The 15,554-nt window shown below is 59.6% G+C and carries 16 protein-coding genes and 1 tRNA gene; 4 read left to right on the top strand and 13 right to left on the bottom strand.

All coding sequences use genetic code 11. The features are described 5' to 3' along the window. Positions 1-15 precede the first annotated feature (15 nt). The 3 genes from AC1DVW_RS16095 to AC1DVW_RS16085 form a co-directional block, all read right to left on the bottom strand. On the bottom strand, positions 16-1,158 hold the full coding sequence (locus tag AC1DVW_RS16095; protein WP_477324270.1) for a hypothetical protein: 1,143 nt from the start codon (positions 1,156-1,158) through the stop codon (positions 16-18). A 156-nt stretch (positions 1,159-1,314) separates the two neighbouring features. Beyond that, positions 1,315-1,854: a DnaJ domain-containing protein gene (locus tag AC1DVW_RS16090; RefSeq protein WP_477247180.1), complete on the bottom strand. Its 540-nt coding sequence runs from the start codon at positions 1,852-1,854 to the stop codon at positions 1,315-1,317. A 427-nt stretch (positions 1,855-2,281) separates the two neighbouring features. Then, complete coding sequence (locus AC1DVW_RS16085) at positions 2,282-3,145, bottom strand: LysR family transcriptional regulator (RefSeq protein ID WP_477247182.1); 864 nt, start codon at positions 3,143-3,145, stop codon at positions 2,282-2,284. 108 nt (positions 3,146-3,253) lie between these two features. Between AC1DVW_RS16085 and AC1DVW_RS16080 the strand changes: the two genes are divergently transcribed. Both AC1DVW_RS16080 and AC1DVW_RS16075 read left to right on the top strand, forming a co-directional pair. Continuing rightward, positions 3,254-3,481 (top strand): hypothetical protein, encoded by a 228-nt coding sequence (locus AC1DVW_RS16080; RefSeq protein WP_477247184.1) that lies wholly within the window; start codon positions 3,254-3,256, stop codon positions 3,479-3,481. Between the two features lie 94 nt (positions 3,482-3,575). After that, a complete protein-coding gene (locus tag AC1DVW_RS16075; protein ID WP_477247186.1) occupies positions 3,576-3,989 on the top strand; it encodes a hypothetical protein in 414 nt (137 codons plus the stop codon). A gap of 1,059 nt (positions 3,990-5,048) precedes the next feature. Here AC1DVW_RS16075 and AC1DVW_RS16070 read toward each other — a convergent pair. Further along, positions 5,049-5,354, bottom strand: a complete 306-nt coding sequence (locus tag AC1DVW_RS16070) for a hypothetical protein (RefSeq protein ID WP_477243080.1) — start codon at positions 5,352-5,354, stop codon at positions 5,049-5,051. Positions 5,355-5,865: 511 nt separating this feature from the next. Between AC1DVW_RS16070 and AC1DVW_RS16065 the strand changes: the two genes are divergently transcribed. Further along, complete coding sequence (locus AC1DVW_RS16065; RefSeq protein ID WP_477243078.1) at positions 5,866-6,582, top strand: pentapeptide repeat-containing protein; 717 nt, start codon at positions 5,866-5,868, stop codon at positions 6,580-6,582. A gap of 450 nt (positions 6,583-7,032) precedes the next feature. Here the strand turns inward: AC1DVW_RS16065 and AC1DVW_RS16060 are convergent, their stop codons facing one another. Both AC1DVW_RS16060 and AC1DVW_RS16055 read right to left on the bottom strand, forming a co-directional pair. Continuing rightward, the gene (locus AC1DVW_RS16060) at positions 7,033-7,305 is read right to left on the bottom strand and encodes a hypothetical protein (RefSeq protein ID WP_477324268.1); all 273 of its coding nucleotides are present in this window, start codon (positions 7,303-7,305) and stop codon (positions 7,033-7,035) included. A 110-nt stretch (positions 7,306-7,415) separates the two neighbouring features. Then, a tRNA-Lys gene (locus AC1DVW_RS16055) sits at positions 7,416-7,491 on the bottom strand. 300 nt (positions 7,492-7,791) lie between these two features. On the opposite strand from AC1DVW_RS16055, the gene AC1DVW_RS16050 reads away from it, so the two are divergent. Beyond that, positions 7,792-8,253 carry a BA14K family protein gene (locus tag AC1DVW_RS16050; RefSeq protein WP_477243126.1) on the top strand — a complete coding sequence of 154 codons (462 nt, stop codon included), beginning with the start codon at positions 7,792-7,794 and terminating at the stop codon, positions 8,251-8,253. 109 nt (positions 8,254-8,362) lie between these two features. On the opposite strand, the gene AC1DVW_RS16045 is transcribed toward AC1DVW_RS16050, so the two are convergent. The 7 genes from AC1DVW_RS16045 to AC1DVW_RS16015 all read right to left on the bottom strand — a co-directional run bounded on the left by AC1DVW_RS16045 (position 8,363) and on the right by AC1DVW_RS16015 (position 15,551). Continuing rightward, the gene (locus tag AC1DVW_RS16045) at positions 8,363-8,839 is read right to left on the bottom strand and encodes a DUF6882 domain-containing protein (protein ID WP_477324266.1); all 477 of its coding nucleotides are present in this window, start codon (positions 8,837-8,839) and stop codon (positions 8,363-8,365) included. A gap of 43 nt (positions 8,840-8,882) precedes the next feature. Next, positions 8,883-10,376: a glycerol kinase GlpK gene (gene glpK / locus AC1DVW_RS16040; RefSeq protein ID WP_477324264.1), complete on the bottom strand. Its 1,494-nt coding sequence runs from the start codon at positions 10,374-10,376 to the stop codon at positions 8,883-8,885. Positions 10,377-10,579: 203 nt separating this feature from the next. Next, positions 10,580-12,307 (bottom strand): ABC transporter substrate-binding protein, encoded by a 1,728-nt coding sequence (locus tag AC1DVW_RS16035; RefSeq protein ID WP_477269568.1) that lies wholly within the window; start codon positions 12,305-12,307, stop codon positions 10,580-10,582. A 79-nt stretch (positions 12,308-12,386) separates the two neighbouring features. Next, positions 12,387-12,674 (bottom strand): DUF2160 domain-containing protein, encoded by a 288-nt coding sequence (locus AC1DVW_RS16030; RefSeq protein ID WP_477243072.1) that lies wholly within the window; start codon positions 12,672-12,674, stop codon positions 12,387-12,389. 2 nt (positions 12,675-12,676) lie between these two features. Next, complete coding sequence (locus AC1DVW_RS16025) at positions 12,677-13,600, bottom strand: carbohydrate ABC transporter permease (RefSeq protein ID WP_477243071.1); 924 nt, start codon at positions 13,598-13,600, stop codon at positions 12,677-12,679. 1 nt (position 13,601) lies between these two features. Further along, positions 13,602-14,468, bottom strand: coding sequence for a carbohydrate ABC transporter permease (locus AC1DVW_RS16020; protein ID WP_477243070.1), 867 nt, complete (start codon positions 14,466-14,468; stop codon positions 13,602-13,604). Beyond that, positions 14,469-15,551: an ABC transporter ATP-binding protein gene (locus AC1DVW_RS16015; RefSeq protein WP_477243069.1), complete on the bottom strand. Its 1,083-nt coding sequence runs from the start codon at positions 15,549-15,551 to the stop codon at positions 14,469-14,471. Between the last annotated feature and the right edge of the window lie 3 nt (positions 15,552-15,554).

The raw sequence follows: 15,554 nt of genomic DNA, 5'->3' as shown, positions 1-15,554 counted from the left end.
GATCGCCAGGCAGCCTTAGCGGAACAGATACTTCGACACTTCCGGATTGCCACGACGCCACATGACGTTGTCGAGGAAGTAGTGGTGCACATTGATGAATATCAACACGATGAAGAAGAACAGCGATGAGCCGAGGACTTGCCTGTCGTAGGGGACCAGATTGGTCAGCGTCAGCGGGATCAACCAGAAACCGAGATATCCAAGTGCTGCGCCCGCGACGATGAATCCCAGGACCCGAAACCTGTAGAGAGGGCCAAGGAAGGACAGGATTTTCAGCGGCGGATCTGCGACAGCGTCCGGACCATCGCGCTCAAAATTGGTCTGGTAGCGCCAGACCACCGCCAGGTACTGCAGCGAGTGGAGCGCGGGCACCACAAGCAGCCAGAGCGGGTTTATTCTCACGATCAGGATCCACAGGTAGAGCGACGCGACATAGGCCACGACGCCGTTGTACGGCAGCTTGCCGCCGTTCTTCCGCCAGCGATTGGCCAGCATCAAAACCGTAACCGCCGTGGACGCTATGGCCGCCAGCAGGGCAATGTTGGAGATCCAGGAAGGGGCAGCGAATGTGTAGTAGTCCAGGTCGTAGTATTTCCCCTGGGTGACGGCCGTGTTCGTCTGGAGCCATGCGAAAATCCATACGGCATAGCTGTTGAAGAGCAGCACCTTCTTGTCCCGGTCGTCGAAGAATTTGCGCTTCAGGACGGCATCCACCATCAGCATGCCGTAGCCTTGCTTGACGTAGTGCCAGCCGACAAAAAAGAACATCGCGTTGGCTGCATATCCGAGCAGGCGCGTGTTCGCCGCCGCAGCGCTGTAGGCGAAGAAACCGGCCATGATCAGGGGAACAAGGATGCCCGCGAATATGTAGCGGATCTGCAGGCTCCTGTCGTAGCCGTCGCCGCTCACCTTGCGCCCGAAATTGCGGTAGAAAAGTTGGTAGGAGTGGGCGAAGTGAGGGTAGTTCACGAGATAGGCCACAAACACCATCGTTGCGGCCAAGGCACCTTCGTACTCGAGCGGCACCAGAAACAGAACCGGCAGAATGAGAAACGCGCTGCCGCCAAGCATGAGGAAATCGGCGACCGGACCGAAGAGATATTTGTCGGGTGCCGCCGCCGTAGGAGCAACAGCATCCGCCGAAAGCTGAAGTGCCATGTTCGAACCCTCCCCTGGGAAGGTTGAGTTTAGCCAGCGACCAGTCTGGCGACAAGGTGAGGATTGGCGCTGTGCACCCAATGCAGGCCGTCTTCAAGCGCCGGCCAGACGGCTGGTTCGTGGGGCGCGGGCAAGCCAAAGCGGGCTAGCCCTTCACTAGTGAGGATGGTCCAGCAGCCTGGTAACGGTGACATCACGCCGATATTCGGAGTTCGCGCGATCTATGCCTTCAATAGTGATCGCAATGGTTCCGTTTTCGATCCTCGAAATCCAACCTTTTGCCTTCATATACCAGATATGAAACTCCAGATGTTCACGAGGGCAGCCTGACAATCGTTCGATCTCCACGTCGCCAATGCCCGGATCGTTGACATCCTTTCGACGTTTTACATAAAGCAACGTGAGAACTTTAGCCTGAATGACGCTATCTCGTTCGATGCCTTTAGTGTCGGTGGCTTCCTGGGTCAGCTCGCGATGTATATTCATCTGCTCATTGTAGTGAATGTCGTATTGCGCGCGCTTGACGGGATCTTTGAGCGTATCATGCGCCTCCACGATTTCGCTGAAGCGCGCTTCGTCCCCGGTATTCTGGTTGTCGGGGTGATAGCGCATGGCAAAATAGCGAAACACGCGTTCTATCGTTTCTGAGTTAGCGTTTCGGCTGACTTCCAAAAGCTCGTAGTAGTCAACGAACATAATCGGCTCCCTCTCGGCGCAATTGTATATGCGAATTCGCTGAAAAAGGAACGGGCAATGGATACCTATGGTCGTGAGGTGCTACGCCCCCAGTTGCCTGGTGGGGCGCTGCTCAAGACGGTGAAGGGATCACCGGCAAGGATGCACCTTTCATCAGGTGGAACGGGACGGGGACGGTGCATGCCCAATGCTTGAAGGCAGGGAGAAGACGGCCGGCGCCGCAGGGCGTGTTGGGGTGCCTATGGGGAAGGCGCCGGCCAGGCGGGAAATGGGGTCCGCCGCCGACATAAGCTAGCAGACGGGCCGCAGTTGCATATGGTGTGATCGCGGTAGCAATCGCACTCGCAGCTAAGCCGAGAAACATCTGGCAAAATTTGTCGAGCCGAGCCGTTGATCCCGACCCTAGTGCGCGGCGCAGTCCCATCGGTTAGGCAATCGCCGACCGCGCAAACGCATTGCGAATTGCTCGCGCCATGGACTCGACGGCCTCTCCACCCGAACGCATGTTTTGGTGCATCACCACCCTTGCGGCATCGGTATCGCCGAAGCCGTCCGCCAGGGTGAGTTCCCGGCAGCCGATGGGAATGTTGCTGCGCGAGAACGGCGCGATTGCCAGCCCGGACTGGACGGCGACCCCGAGGTTTCCGATGGTGGAGCACCGAACCGCCACCCGGTAAGGCAGGCCCCGGACGTCGAGCAGCCGCATGGCGAAATCGGAACATTCCGGGTCGTCGGAGATAGCAATCGGGATAGGTCTTTGTTCGTGCAGGGCATGAGCATCGGACGTGATCCAGACCGTGGGATCGGTCATCAGAACCTCGCAGTCAGTGAACTCCTGCCACTCGAAGACGACCGCTAGGTCGAGCTCGTCAGCCGCCAAGGCCTGCTTGTTTTGCTTGGATCTGCCGTAGCGTAACGAGACCTCGACCTCGGGATGGACCTTTGCGAACGCTTCAAGCGCGGGGGGCAACACGGAAACACCATACTCCTCCGGAATCCCGAGGCGAACCCGGCCGATGAGCGGCGGTGCGCCCATAGATGCGGTCGTCTCGTCGATGAGCGAGACGATGCGCCGGGCATTCGAAAGCAACTGATCGCCTTTCAGCGTCAGCGCGACGCCACGCGGACCACGCACGAAGAGCGGCGCGCCGATCTCCTCCTCAAGCCGCTTGATCTGCATGCTGACTGCGGACTGCGTTCGATGCACGGTCTCCGCTGCCCTGGTGAGGGTGCCGGTGTCGGCGACGGCGAGGAAGGTGCGCAGCAACTCGGGGTCCAGCGGGTGTAGCATTGCCTGCCTTGGGTATCACAGTTGCTGATAGCTGCAATAATCACAATTCACTTCTCGAATGTCAAACCGGCTTGTTATCTTCCGCCCATCGATCTTGTGGCGGCTACAATGACCAGTGCAGTGGCACCCCTCTTGAATGTCCAACCCCCGTCTCGCCCCGCTGACGAGACGGACCGGTCGACGTCCCAGAACGACCCGGAGGTCTATATTGACATTCTCGCTAAGCATGACGACCACCTGATCCGCGATATCGGCCGGACGCGGGAAGACCTGCTGGGATTGGCGAAAGCCTTCTGGTCGGAGTGGCTGAAACAGAAAACGCCCTGGCAGCTTTAGTCCGGCGGCTGCGTTACCCCTTGGCATTGGTGCCAATTTCAGGAATATAATCCTCCCGTTGCGGCGATCCCCTCAAACGGAGTTCGCCATTCCCATGACCATGAAATACCCCTTCGTCGAGGACACGCTCGGCAAAAAGCTGCAGGCCGGATCGGGACTTTCGGTCGACTGCATGACCTGCCATCGAAACGTGAAGCTCGACGTCAAAGCGCTCGTCGATCGCCTGGGTGAAGATCACGGCTGCATGCATTGGGATCTGATCAAGGTGCTGTTCTGCCAGCCCTGCCGCGAGGCCGGACGCGGCGATCGGAACCTCGCCTTCATGACCACCGCAGAGCGCAGACGCCGCGATAATCAGGCGCTCGCGAAGGAAATCGCCAAAAATGCTCCAGAAGTTCCATTGCCATTTGGAGGACGCGTAGGCCTCCACCTGAACAAGTATTCGACGATCTACACGATTGCGGGTGTCATAGTGACCATTGTCTCGATCGCGATGGCCTTTATCTGAGACAAGCCCTCCGACGTTGAGCGCATAATCCCTAGTTGATTTCACCAGCGGGAGAGCGGATTCCCGTTAGCTGGAGACCATTGAAATTCGTCAGGGTGTTTAGCCATTTCGACCCATACATGGTCAGGTACTACATGCGGCCAAGCGAGCACGCTATGAGTGCCGGATTTCGACAACACCAGCTCCTTTTCAATGAGGCCTACAAACCGCGCCTCACCAAGCGGATAAGGGCGCCTAAAAAGAAGCCCGGTCGGGCCGGGCAATTGGGAGGTCTTGGGAACCCCGAAGGTAGGACGTAGAACTCCTTCGGCGCCAACAACCTTGCATTACATTATGACGCCTGCATGAAACCCACGGGTGGATAGCGGTGGCAGGAACGCGCGCTGGCGAGGCGCTTGAGACTCTTTAGCAAGCGCCGAAACAAAAGCCGGGTGGGATCGTTTTCAATCTGCCAGAAGACCCTAACTCTGGCCTGTCCAACTCCCGCTGGCTTCGGCCGGCGGGCTTTTTGCTCGCCGTCATGGTTCGACAAGGTGTTGCTAATATGCAGCACCGACAGCATCTCTGACCGCCGCGCCTGGAACCGCTTCCAACGGCTGCCCGTTGACGTCAAAATGAGAACGAACAATGCGAGGCGGCGAAGATGGACAAGCGACAAAATACTAGGATCGTTGAGATGTGTTGTCTCATAGCCATTCCGGCATCAATGATTCTCACGATTGTACTAGCTCAAATGATCCTTGGCTGAGCCAACGCGTGGCTAAGGACCATGTCCGTTTTGCATATGCGTGGATGTACGGCGTCCAAGCTCGCAAGGACGGCAAGGCGCGAGACGTGCCCCAGTACTGGGACGAATATGCGGACGCGTGGCTGAAGGGCTTCGACGGTGAACCGACACGCCCAAGTCTGTCAGCGGTCAGCTGGAAGCGGAACTTGACGAAGCTGCGGTCAGCAAGCCGCCTCCGGGCGCTCGGCTTGGTTGACTGACCGACTCGGCGATTACGAGAAGCGGAAAGGCTGGACGCCGTGCCCGTGACAGGCAGGCGCCTTTGTGGCCGCTCAGTATTTGATTTTCCGTGACTCCCTCGGGCCTAGCCCATCCGACACATGTCTCGCGACGTCTTTGACCAAATGATGGATCGCGCTCGGCTCGTACTTTGCATATTCCATGAAGAATTCCATCGAGTGTGAGACCTGATAAATGGTGGCGACGTGCTTGACGAGCCGCACGATCGGGAGGAAGGCGAGCCATCGCTCGGCTGGACGAACCATGTCGACCAGCGTCTCGCTGGGAGAGTCGATGACACGGTATGGTTTGAGGACGGCGAGCTGGATGCCGGGGAGATGGCAGAGCAGCCGGACCACTACTGATCAACCGGCAAACTTGCCGCTTGCTTGATAGCCCGCTGCTTCGGTGGCGGGCTTTTTCATTGCTCAGCCCCTACGTCTCGACGCCGAGTTGCGGAACGCAAACGTCGTGATGTCGTCACGGGAAATCCCAATGTCGCTGAGCATGTCGTCTGGTGACACGCTCAACTCGTCCGTTGCCTTCAACAGCGCCTTCTGCTCGGCTCGATGACGGAGCCAATCGGCAAGGGGAACAATTGCGACAAGAGGGAGGTTCACAAGCATAGGAAGGTTCACAAGCATCGGAGTACTCCTTTCACCGCTGCAGGAAACTACACCCCGCTGCAAGCTTAGGTCCGATGCGTCGATGCGTCTGTGACAGAACTCACACACGGCCCGCTGCCTCACGGTGGCGGGCTTTTCATTTGGCGGTGGGGACTAGCGGGATTAGCGGCAAAACGCCGTCGCTTTCGAGTGTCAGCAGATGTGGTAAGGTTGATTGTCGGCGAGTAGCAGAGGCCCAGCAACAATGACTTTGAGGCGAACCAGAGCTTACGGCGCATCCGGCTTGGTTCTAGCGGTTTGCACTGTATTTGCTTGGCAGAACGCCACTGCCGCTCAAAATTGCGACGCAGCCGCGACGCCTGGCGTCAATTGGCAGGACTGTGACAAAAAGCTTCTCATCCTAAAAGGACAGGACCTGAGCGGAGCGAACCTGTTCGGTGTTGATTTCACTTCGACCGACCTCAGGAACAGCAATCTCCTTGCGGCAAATTTTGAGAAGGCAACGCTTGTGCGTGCTTCCCTGGCCGACTCGACCGCCAAAGGTGCCCGGTTCGACAAAATCGAGGCCTACAGGACCGACTTCAGCCGTATGGACGCGCAGGGCGCTGTGTTTGCGAGCGCGGAAGTGCAGCGCTCGAATTTCCAGGACGCCAATCTGACCAATGTTGATTTCACAAAGGCGGAATTGGGACGAGCGCAGTTCCATGACGCCGATATCAGCGGCAGCCGCTTTTCGTTTGCCAATCTCGCGCGGGCGGACTTCCGAGGAGCGACGTTCACCGCGCCGATAGACTTTGACCGCGCTTTTTTCTTTCTGACCCGTATCGAGGGCCTCGATCTTTCCAATTCGGCGGGTCTGTCCCAGTGGCAGCTCAACATGGCTTGCGGAGACGCCCGGACCGAGTTGCCTTCTGGCTTGACGAGGCCTGAAGATTGGCCCTGTCAATTCCAGCAGGAATAGTTGTCGGCGAGCCGCCTATGATGGCAAGGACGCCGAGGAAGACGAAGACAGCGAGCCGCAAGCTAGGCGCTTCATCATCGGAAGTTCCAAGCCCGATGCCTTACGGTGGCGGGCTTTTTCATTGCTCAGCCCCTACGTCTCGACGCCGAGCTGCGGAACCCAAACGTCGTGATGTCGTCACGGGAAATCCCGATGTCGCTGAGCATGTCGTCTGGTGACACGCTCAACTCGTCCGTTGCCTTCAACAGCGCCTTCTGCTCGGCTCGATGACGGAGCCAATCGGCAAGGGGAACAACTGCGACAAGAGAAAGGTTCACAAGCATAGGAAGGTTCACAAGCATCGGAGTAATCCTTTCACCGCTGCAGGAAACTACACCCCGCTGCAAGCTTAGGTCCGATGCGTCGATGCGTCTGTGACAAAACTCAAAGACGCGTTGGTGGCGGGCTTTTTTAATGCGTGATCCAGCCTGCGGCGCGTCCACCTTCGATCAAGGCCATGGCCACCGTCGCCGCAGTCACCAGCGCAGCCATCCAGCGTTCAAARTTGGCGAGCCGCCGCGCCGTGACGACCTGCTGCCCGTCCCAGTACAGTTCTCCGCTCTTTTCATGTATCCCCAGCAAGGTAAGGCCGCTGCTGCTGATGGCCTGTACTCCTGCCGGCCATTCTGCAGGTGACCGGTCTTTTGCGTGGCGGTCTTTTCGAATCTGCGCCCAATCGATCATTTGTCCGCCCTCGCCTGTTTTTGTTAGCCGTCTGTTAGCCCTGCAGAAATCCCGCAGCCTACTTGTTTTGGTAGCGAAACTTTAACGTATTGTTTTTCTTGGGGTATTTTTGGTGAGCGCGATGGGATTCGAACCCATGACCTACTGATTAAAAGTCAGTTGCTCTACCGGCTGAGCTACGCGCTCCCGCGGGCTCGAAAAGCTGCCCTCGAAATTGCGCGGAACATAGGGAGAGTGCCGCGACCGGTCAACCGGAAAAAGATGGCTCGCAAGCCGGGCTTTGTTGCCGTTGCCTGAGATCTTGCGACCCGCTTCGGCGAGGGTGGCCAAACGACCAGTCCACCAGCAGTCGAAGGATGGCTTCCGTCCGAGATCGGATTGGAGAAACATTACAAATCAGTAACTTACCGTTTGCGCGGAACCATAGCATCGCCGAGCCGTTTCCTCCTCACAAGGGACGTCAACTACCCTTTCAAGGAGAAGATCATGAACAAGACCCTGTCGGGCTTGCTGGCGGCCACATTGTCAGTTTCGTTCGCGGCGACGGCTGTCATGCCTGCCGGCGCCGCCCAGATGTTCACGCCGCAGGCGCCTTCGGCGTCGTCCGATGTGCAGGCGGTCGATTACAAGCCGTGGATGAAGCATCGCAACTTCAACGGCAATCGAAATTTCTCTCGCAACAACAGTGACGTTTATTGGAACGGCCATCGCGGCTCGCGTGAATATCATCGCGGCTATCGTCGCCACGGCGATTTCTGGTTCCCGGCTGGAGCGTTCATCGCCGGCGCGCTGATCACCGGCGCGATCATCAACAACAACCAGAACCGCGTCCATCGAGGCGATGCGCATGTGGAGTGGTGCTATGACCACTACCGCTCCTACCGCGCATCCGACAACACCTTCCAGCCGAACTACGGTCCTCGGCAGGAGTGCAATTCGCCTTATTGAATCTGGGCAGAGTTGAGCAGACGTTGATGAAGCCCGCGTCGGCAACGGCGCGGGCTTTCATTGAGGCCGCGCGGCGCATGTCTCGATTGGTTTGGAAACAATATCTCGGTTAGCTTGCCCAACTGATGCTCTTGAAAATCAGATATAGCGCTCCGCCTTCCCCTCGCGGGGAACGGTAGGCTCCAAGGGCGTTGCAGATTCGAACCATTGCCCCGGTCAATTCCCAGCCGAGCGCTTCCAGGTCATTGTCCATATCCGTCACATAAGCCTGAGCCAGTTCGTCAATGCCGTTCTCCTCGCCATAGGATCGAACCAGCTTTGCGTCGCTAAGGAACTCGCCAGGCAAGTTTGAGTTTGCCCAGGCCCATAGCCAATTGCTGGCCTTGGCGCTGGTTGAGCCTGCAATCTGGATCTCGGCGACGACCTTGACTACACCTTCCTCTGAGAACAGGAGTTTTCCAGCCGTCAGGTCGTAGTCATAGCGGGGCCAACTGCCGAGGCGGAAATCCTTCTCAAGGCGCGCATTCTTGGTAGTCAGCTGTTCGACAGCCTCGTCCAGCCAATCAGGATACCAATCTGGCTTCATTCCCCTCACCCTAGCAATCACCTGATGGGTATTTGATAGCTATCTATTGCGTGCTCAGCGTTCTGCGCACCGCATCGCGCCAGCCTGCGAGCTTGGTGGACCGGACAGCAGCATCCATCTCCGGCTTGAACCGCCGCTCGAGCGCCCAGCTCCTGGCGAAGTCCTTTGCTTTTGGCCAGACACCCGCCTTCGAGCCAGCGAGCCACGCGGCACCGAGCGCGGTCGTCTCCAAAATGGTCGGACGGTCGACCGGCGCATCGAGGATGTCGGCCAGCCGCTGCATCGTCCAGTCCGAGGCCACCATGCCGCCATCGACCCTGAGCACAGTTTTCGCCGACGCGCCCTTCCAGTCCTTGCGCATGGCATCGAGCAGATCGCGGGTCTGATAGGCGACGGATTCGAGTGCGGCGCGGGCGAACTCCGCCGGGCCTGAATTGCGGGTCAGGCCGAAGATGGCGCCCCGCGCCTCGGCGTCCCAGTGCGGTGCACCGAGCCCGACGAAGGCCGGCACCAGATAGACTGCTTGAGTCGGGTCGGCGGTCGCCGCCAGCACGCCGCTCTGCTCGGCCTTGCCGATCACCTTGATGCCGTCGCGCAGCCACTGCACGGCAGCGCCGGCGATGAAGATCGAGCCTTCCAGCGCATAGGTGGTCTTGCCGTTCAGCCGGTAGGCGATGGTGGTCAGCAGCCGGTTCTTCGAACGCACCAGATCGCTGCCGGTGTTGAGCAGGGCGAAGCAGCCGGTACCATAGGTCGATTTCATCATGCCCGGCTCAAAGCAGGCCTGGCCGATGGTCGCGGCATGCTGGTCGCCGGCGACGCCCAGAATCCTGATCTCGGCGCCGAACAGGCCTTTCTCCGTCACGCCATAGTCGTCGGCGCAGTCCTTCACCTCAGGCAGCATCTTTGCCGGGATGTTGAGGATAGCCAAAAGCTCGTCGTCCCAGACATTCCTTTCGATGTTGTAGACCAGCGTGCGCGAGGCGTTGGTGGCGTCGGTGGCGTGAACCTTACCGCCGGTCAGCCGCCAGATCAGAAAACTGTCGATGGTGCCGGCCAAAAGCTCGCCCTTCTCGGCGCGTCTTCTCGCACCCTTCACCTTGTCGAGCACCCAGGCGATCTTGGTGCCGGAGAAATAGGGATCGAGCAGCAGCCCGGTCTTTTTGGTGAATGTCTTTTCCAGCCCTTGCTTCTTCAGCTTCTGGCACAGCAGCGCGGTGCGCCGGTCTTGCCAGACGATGGCGTTGTGGATTGGCTTGCCGGTCGCCTTGTCCCAGATGACGACGGTTTCGCGCTGATTGGTGATGCCGATCGCCGCGACGTCCGAGGCTTCACAGCCGGCATTCTTCAGGGCGGCCTTGACCGTCGTCACGACGCTCGACCAGATCTCTTCCGGGTCATGCTCGACCCAGCCGGAGGCCGGATAGTGCTGGGTGAATTCCTTCTGCCCGCTGCCGACGACCTTCATCTTGTCGTCGAACAGGATCGCTCGGCTCGATGTCGTGCCCTGGTCGATGGCTAGGATGTATCCGGTCATTTTGCCTCCCACTTAAAGCGCGTCGCGTTGAAGCGGCAACGCGAGGCTCTTTAAGTCTTTGTTTTTGTGCATGTCGTTGTCCCAAAACCGCTGCGCACTTTTGGGCGACATGCATTCGTCTTTTACACAAACAGGGGAGACGGCAAGATGCCGCCTCCCCCCGGTTGTTGCGATGCGGGCGCGAACGCCCGCATCAAATGGTCTTACTTCTGCCAGCTCTTCACCAGTTCGTCGTAGTTGATGGTGATCGGCTTTTCCTTCTCGTTCTCGATCTTGAGCTGAGGAGCGAGATTGCCCTTGGCGACCGCGTCGGCGTTCCAGAAAGCAAGATCATGCTCTTCGGCCATCTTCGGGCCGATATCGCCCTGGACGCCCGACTTCTCGATACGGCTCATGACCTTTTCCTGTTCGCCGCAAAGCGAGTCCATCGCCTCCTGCGCCGTCTTGGCACCCGAGGATGCGTCACCAATCGCCTGCCACCAAAGCTGTGCCAGCTTCGGATAGTCAGGCACGTTGGTGCCGGTCGGCGACCACTGGATACGGGCCGGCGAGCGGTAGAACTCGATCAGGCCGCCGAGCTTCGGTGCACGCTCGGTGAAGCTCTTGTCGTCGATCGTGCTCTGCCGGATGAAGGTCAAGCCGACATGGCTCTTCTTCACGTCGACGGTCTTCGACGTGACGAACTGCGCGTAGAGCCAGGCGGCCTTGGCGCGGTCGGTCGGCGTCGACTTCATCAGCGTCCAGGAACCCACGTCCTGATAGCCGAGCTTCATGCCGTCCTTCCAGTAGACGCCATGCGGTGACGGGGCCATGCGCCATTTCGGCGTGCCGTCGTCGTTCAGCACTGCCTTGGCGCCGGCATCGACCATCGACGCGGTGAAGGCGGTGTACCAGAAGATCTGCTGGGCAACCGCGCCCTGAGCCGGAACCGGTCCCGATTCAGAGAAGGTCATGCCCTGTGCCTCGGCCGGGGCGTAGGCCTTCAGCCAGTCGAGATATTTCTGGATCGAGTAGACGGCGGCCGGGCCATTGGTGTCGCCGCCGCGTGCGGTGCACGAACCGACCGGGCGCGAATTCTCGTCGACCTTGATGCCCCATTCGTCGACAGGCAGACCGTTCGGCAGGCCCTTGTCGCCATTGCCGGCCATGGACAGCCAGGCGTCGGTGAACCGCCAGCCGAGCGACGGATCCTTCTTGCCGTAGTCCATGTGGCCATAGACCTTCTTGCCGTCGATCTCACGGCCGGTGAAGAATTCGGCGATGTCCTCATAGGCCGACCAGTTGACCGGCACGCCGAGGTCGTAGCCGTACTTGGCCTTGAAGTCCGCCTTGTTCTTCTCGTCGTTGAACCAATCGTAGCGGAACCAGTAGAGGTTGGCGAACTGCTGGTCGGGAAGCTGATAGAGCTTCTTGTCGGGCGCCGTCGTGAACGAGGTGCCGATGAAGTCCTTCAGGTCGAGGTTCGGGTTGGTGACGTCCTTGCCCTCGCCCGCCATCCAGTCGGTCAGGTTGCGCACCTGCTGGTAGCGCCAGTGGGTGCCGATCAGGTCGGAATCGTTGACCCAGCCGTCATAGAGGTTCTGGCCAGTCTGCATCTGGGTCTGGATCTTCTCGACGACGTCGCCTTCCTGGATGACGTCATGCGTGACCTTGATGCCGGTGATGGCGGTAAAGGCCGGCGCCAGCACCTGCGATTCATACTGGTGGGTGGCGATGGTTTCGGACACGACCTTGATATCCATGCCGGCGAAGGGTTTCGCGGCATCGATGAACCATTGCATTTCGGCTTCCTGGCCGGCGCGGTCGAGCGTCGACAGCGGGCCGATCTCCTTGTCCAGGAAGGCTTTGGCCTCGTCCATTCCGGCGTAGGCATTGCCTACCCCGAGCAACAGGACAAGGGCAGTCGTTGATGTTAAAAATTGCCGTCGCATTTCGTTTCCTCCACTTTACAGGTTTCAAGTGCGATCTGGAGCGGTCGCCGGCACGCGGTCGCTCCAACAGTTTCCCCCTCTATACGTAGCGGAACACGCCAATTGCGTAGACCACGGAGAGAGCGAGAGCCCACCACAGGTTGGATCCGACAAGACCCAACCAAGCGAGATGGATAAAGGCGCTGCCAAGCAGCGAAAGGAAAAGGCGGTCGCCGCGCGTCGTTTCAAAGCGCAGCACGCCAACGCGTGGATTGCCGCCCGGCGAGGCATATTCCCAGACCGCCATGCCGCACAGCAGCAGAAAGATGGTGCCGAAAAAGGCCGCCGTCGGCCACGTCCATGCCATCCAGGAGAGGTCGAAGTTCATGGTCACACCCTCCCCAGGGCAAAGCCCTTGGCGATATAGTTGCGGACAAACCAGATGACGAGCGCGCCGGGGATCAGCGTCAGCACACCGGCGGCGGCGAGCAGGCCCCAATCCATGCCGGCGGCCGAAACCGTGCGGGTCATGGTGGCGGCGATCGGCTTGGCGTCGGTGGTGGTCAGCGTGCGGGCGATCAAAAGTTCGACCCATGAGAACATGAAGCAGAAGAAGCAGGCGACGCCGATGCCGCTGGCGATCAGCGGCATGAAGATCCTGACGAAGAAGCGCGGGAACGAATAGCCGTCGATATAGGCGGTCTCGTCGATTTCCTTCGGCACGCCCGACATGAAGCCTTCGAGGATCCACACCGCCAGCGGCACGTTGAACAGGCAATGCGCCAGTGCCACCGCAATGTGCGTGTCGATCAGGCCGAAGGCCGAGTAGAGCTGGAAGAACGGCAGCGCAAACACCGCCGGCGGCGCCATGCGGTTGGTCAAGAGCCAGAAGAACAAATGCTTGTCGCCGAGGAAGCGATAGCGTGAGAACGCGTAGGCCGCCGGCAGTGCTGCGGCCACCGAAATCACCATGTTCATCACCACATAGGTGATCGAGTTGATGTAGCCCGAATACCAGGACGCATCGGTGAAGATGGTGACGTAGTTGGCGATCGTCGGTGCGTGCGGATAGAGCGTCAGCGAGGAAACGATCTCGCCATTGGTCTTGAAGCTCATGTTGATGAGCCAGTAGATCGGCAGCAAGAGCACGATGATGTAGACCGTCGGCACGATCCACCACCAGCGCGATTCCTCGCCGCGCCGGCGCATCAGCCGCGCGATCTGGTCCTGCGACATGGCGCTGGCCAGTGCTTCCGAAGCCGTCGTTTCGCTCACTCTGTCCTGCCTCGTGGTTCTTTCATTGGCGCCGCTCATCTCAGCGCTCCGCGTCGTAGTTGGTCATCACTGTGTAAAACACCCATGACAGCAGAAGGACGATGAGGAAGTAGACCAGCGACATGGCGGCCGCCGGGCCGAGGTCGAACTGGCCGAGCGCCGTCTTGACGAGGTCGATCGACAGGAAGGTCGTCGAATTGCCGGGACCGCCGCCGGTGACGACGAAGGGCTCGGTGTAGATCATGAAACTGTCCATGAAGCGCAGCAGCACGGCGATCAAAAGCACGCGGTTCATCTTCGGCAGCTGGATGTAGCGGAACACCGCCCAGCGCGAGGCGCCGTCGATCTTGGCGGCCTGGTAGAAGGCATCCGGAATGGAAACCAGGCCGGCGTAGCAGAGCAGCACGACAAGGCTGGTCCAGTGCCAGACATCCATGACGATGACGGTGACCCAGGCGTCGAACGGATCCTGCACGTAGTTGTAGTCGATGCCGAGCGCATTGACGTAGTAGCCGAGCAGGCCGATGTCGTTGCGCCCGAACACCTGCCAGATGGTGCCGACGACATTCCACGGGATCAGCAGCGGCAGCGCCATCAGCACCAGGCAGACCGGCACGCCCCAGCCCTTTTTCGGCATGTTGAGCGCGATGAAGATGCCGAGCGGCACTTCGATGGCCAGGATGATGAAGGAGAAGATCAGGTTGCGGACCATCGCTTCCCAGAAGCGGCTGGACGAGAGCAGTTCCTCGAACCACTCGGTGCCGGCCCAGAAGAAGACGTTGTTGCCGAACGTGTCCTGCACCGAATAGTTGACGACCGTCATCAGCGGGATGACCGCCGAGAATGCCACCAGCACCAGCACCGGCAGCACAAGGAACCAAGCCTTGTTGTTCCAGGTCTTGTCCATCTATGCCCCCATCTCGACGCGCCAGGAATCGGCATAGATGTTGATGCCGGCCGGGTCGAAGCGCACTTTTGGATCGGCAGGCACGGTCTCGTCCTCGCCGATCACCGCCGCGATCTCGCGGCCTTCCAGATTGGCGCGGACCACCTTGTGGCGGCCGAGATCCTCGACCTTGCTGATCGAGACAGCCATGCCCTGGCTACCCAGCCGCACATATTCGGGGCGGATGCCGAGCTCGATGGCGCCGCTGCCGGTGCTCCCAGTAGAAGTCTTGGGCGCGCCCGGCAGGTCGATGCGCTGCGAGCCGAGTTTCGCCGTCTTGCCGTCGATGGCCACCGGCATGACGTTCATGCCCGGCGAGCCGATGAAATAGCCGACGAAGGTGTGGCGCGGGCGCTCGAACAATTCGGCTGGCGTACCGATCTGCACGATCTCGCCGTCATACATGACGACGACCCGGTCGGCGAAGGTCAGCGCCTCGGTCTGGTCGTGCGTGACATAGACCATGGTGTAACCGAAGCGGCGGTGCAGCTGCTTCAGCTGCGAGCGCAGCACCCACTTCATATGCGGATCGATGACGGTCAGCGGCTCATCGAACAGGATTGCGTTGACGTCCGCGCGCACCAGCCCGCGGCCGAGCGAAATCTTCTGCTTCTGGTCGGCGGTCAGACCGCGCGCCTTCTTCTTCGCCCATGAGGCGAGATCGATCATCTCCAGCGTCTCGCGCACCTTGCGGTCGACGTCGGCTTCCGGCACGCCGCGGTTGCGCAGCGGGAAGGCCAGATTGTCGTAGACGGTCATGGTGTCGTAGATGACCGGAAACTGGAACACCTGCGCGATGTTGCGTTCCTGCGTCGACAGGTTGGTCACATCCTTGCCGTTGAACAGCAACTGGCCGTGCGAGGGATGCAGCAATCCCGAGATGATGTTGAGAAGCGTGGTCTTGCCGCAGCCCGAGGGGCCGAGCAGCGCATAGGCGCCACCGTCCTCGAAAGTGTGATGCACTTCCTTGAGCGCAAAATCGGCATCCTTCTGCGGGTTCGGCAGGTAGGAATGACGGATGTGGTTGACGTCGATGCGCGCCATCGT

The organism is Mesorhizobium sp. P3_B5 (genome assembly GCF_056402815.1).
This window is presented reverse-complemented; position numbering and strand designations above follow the sequence as displayed.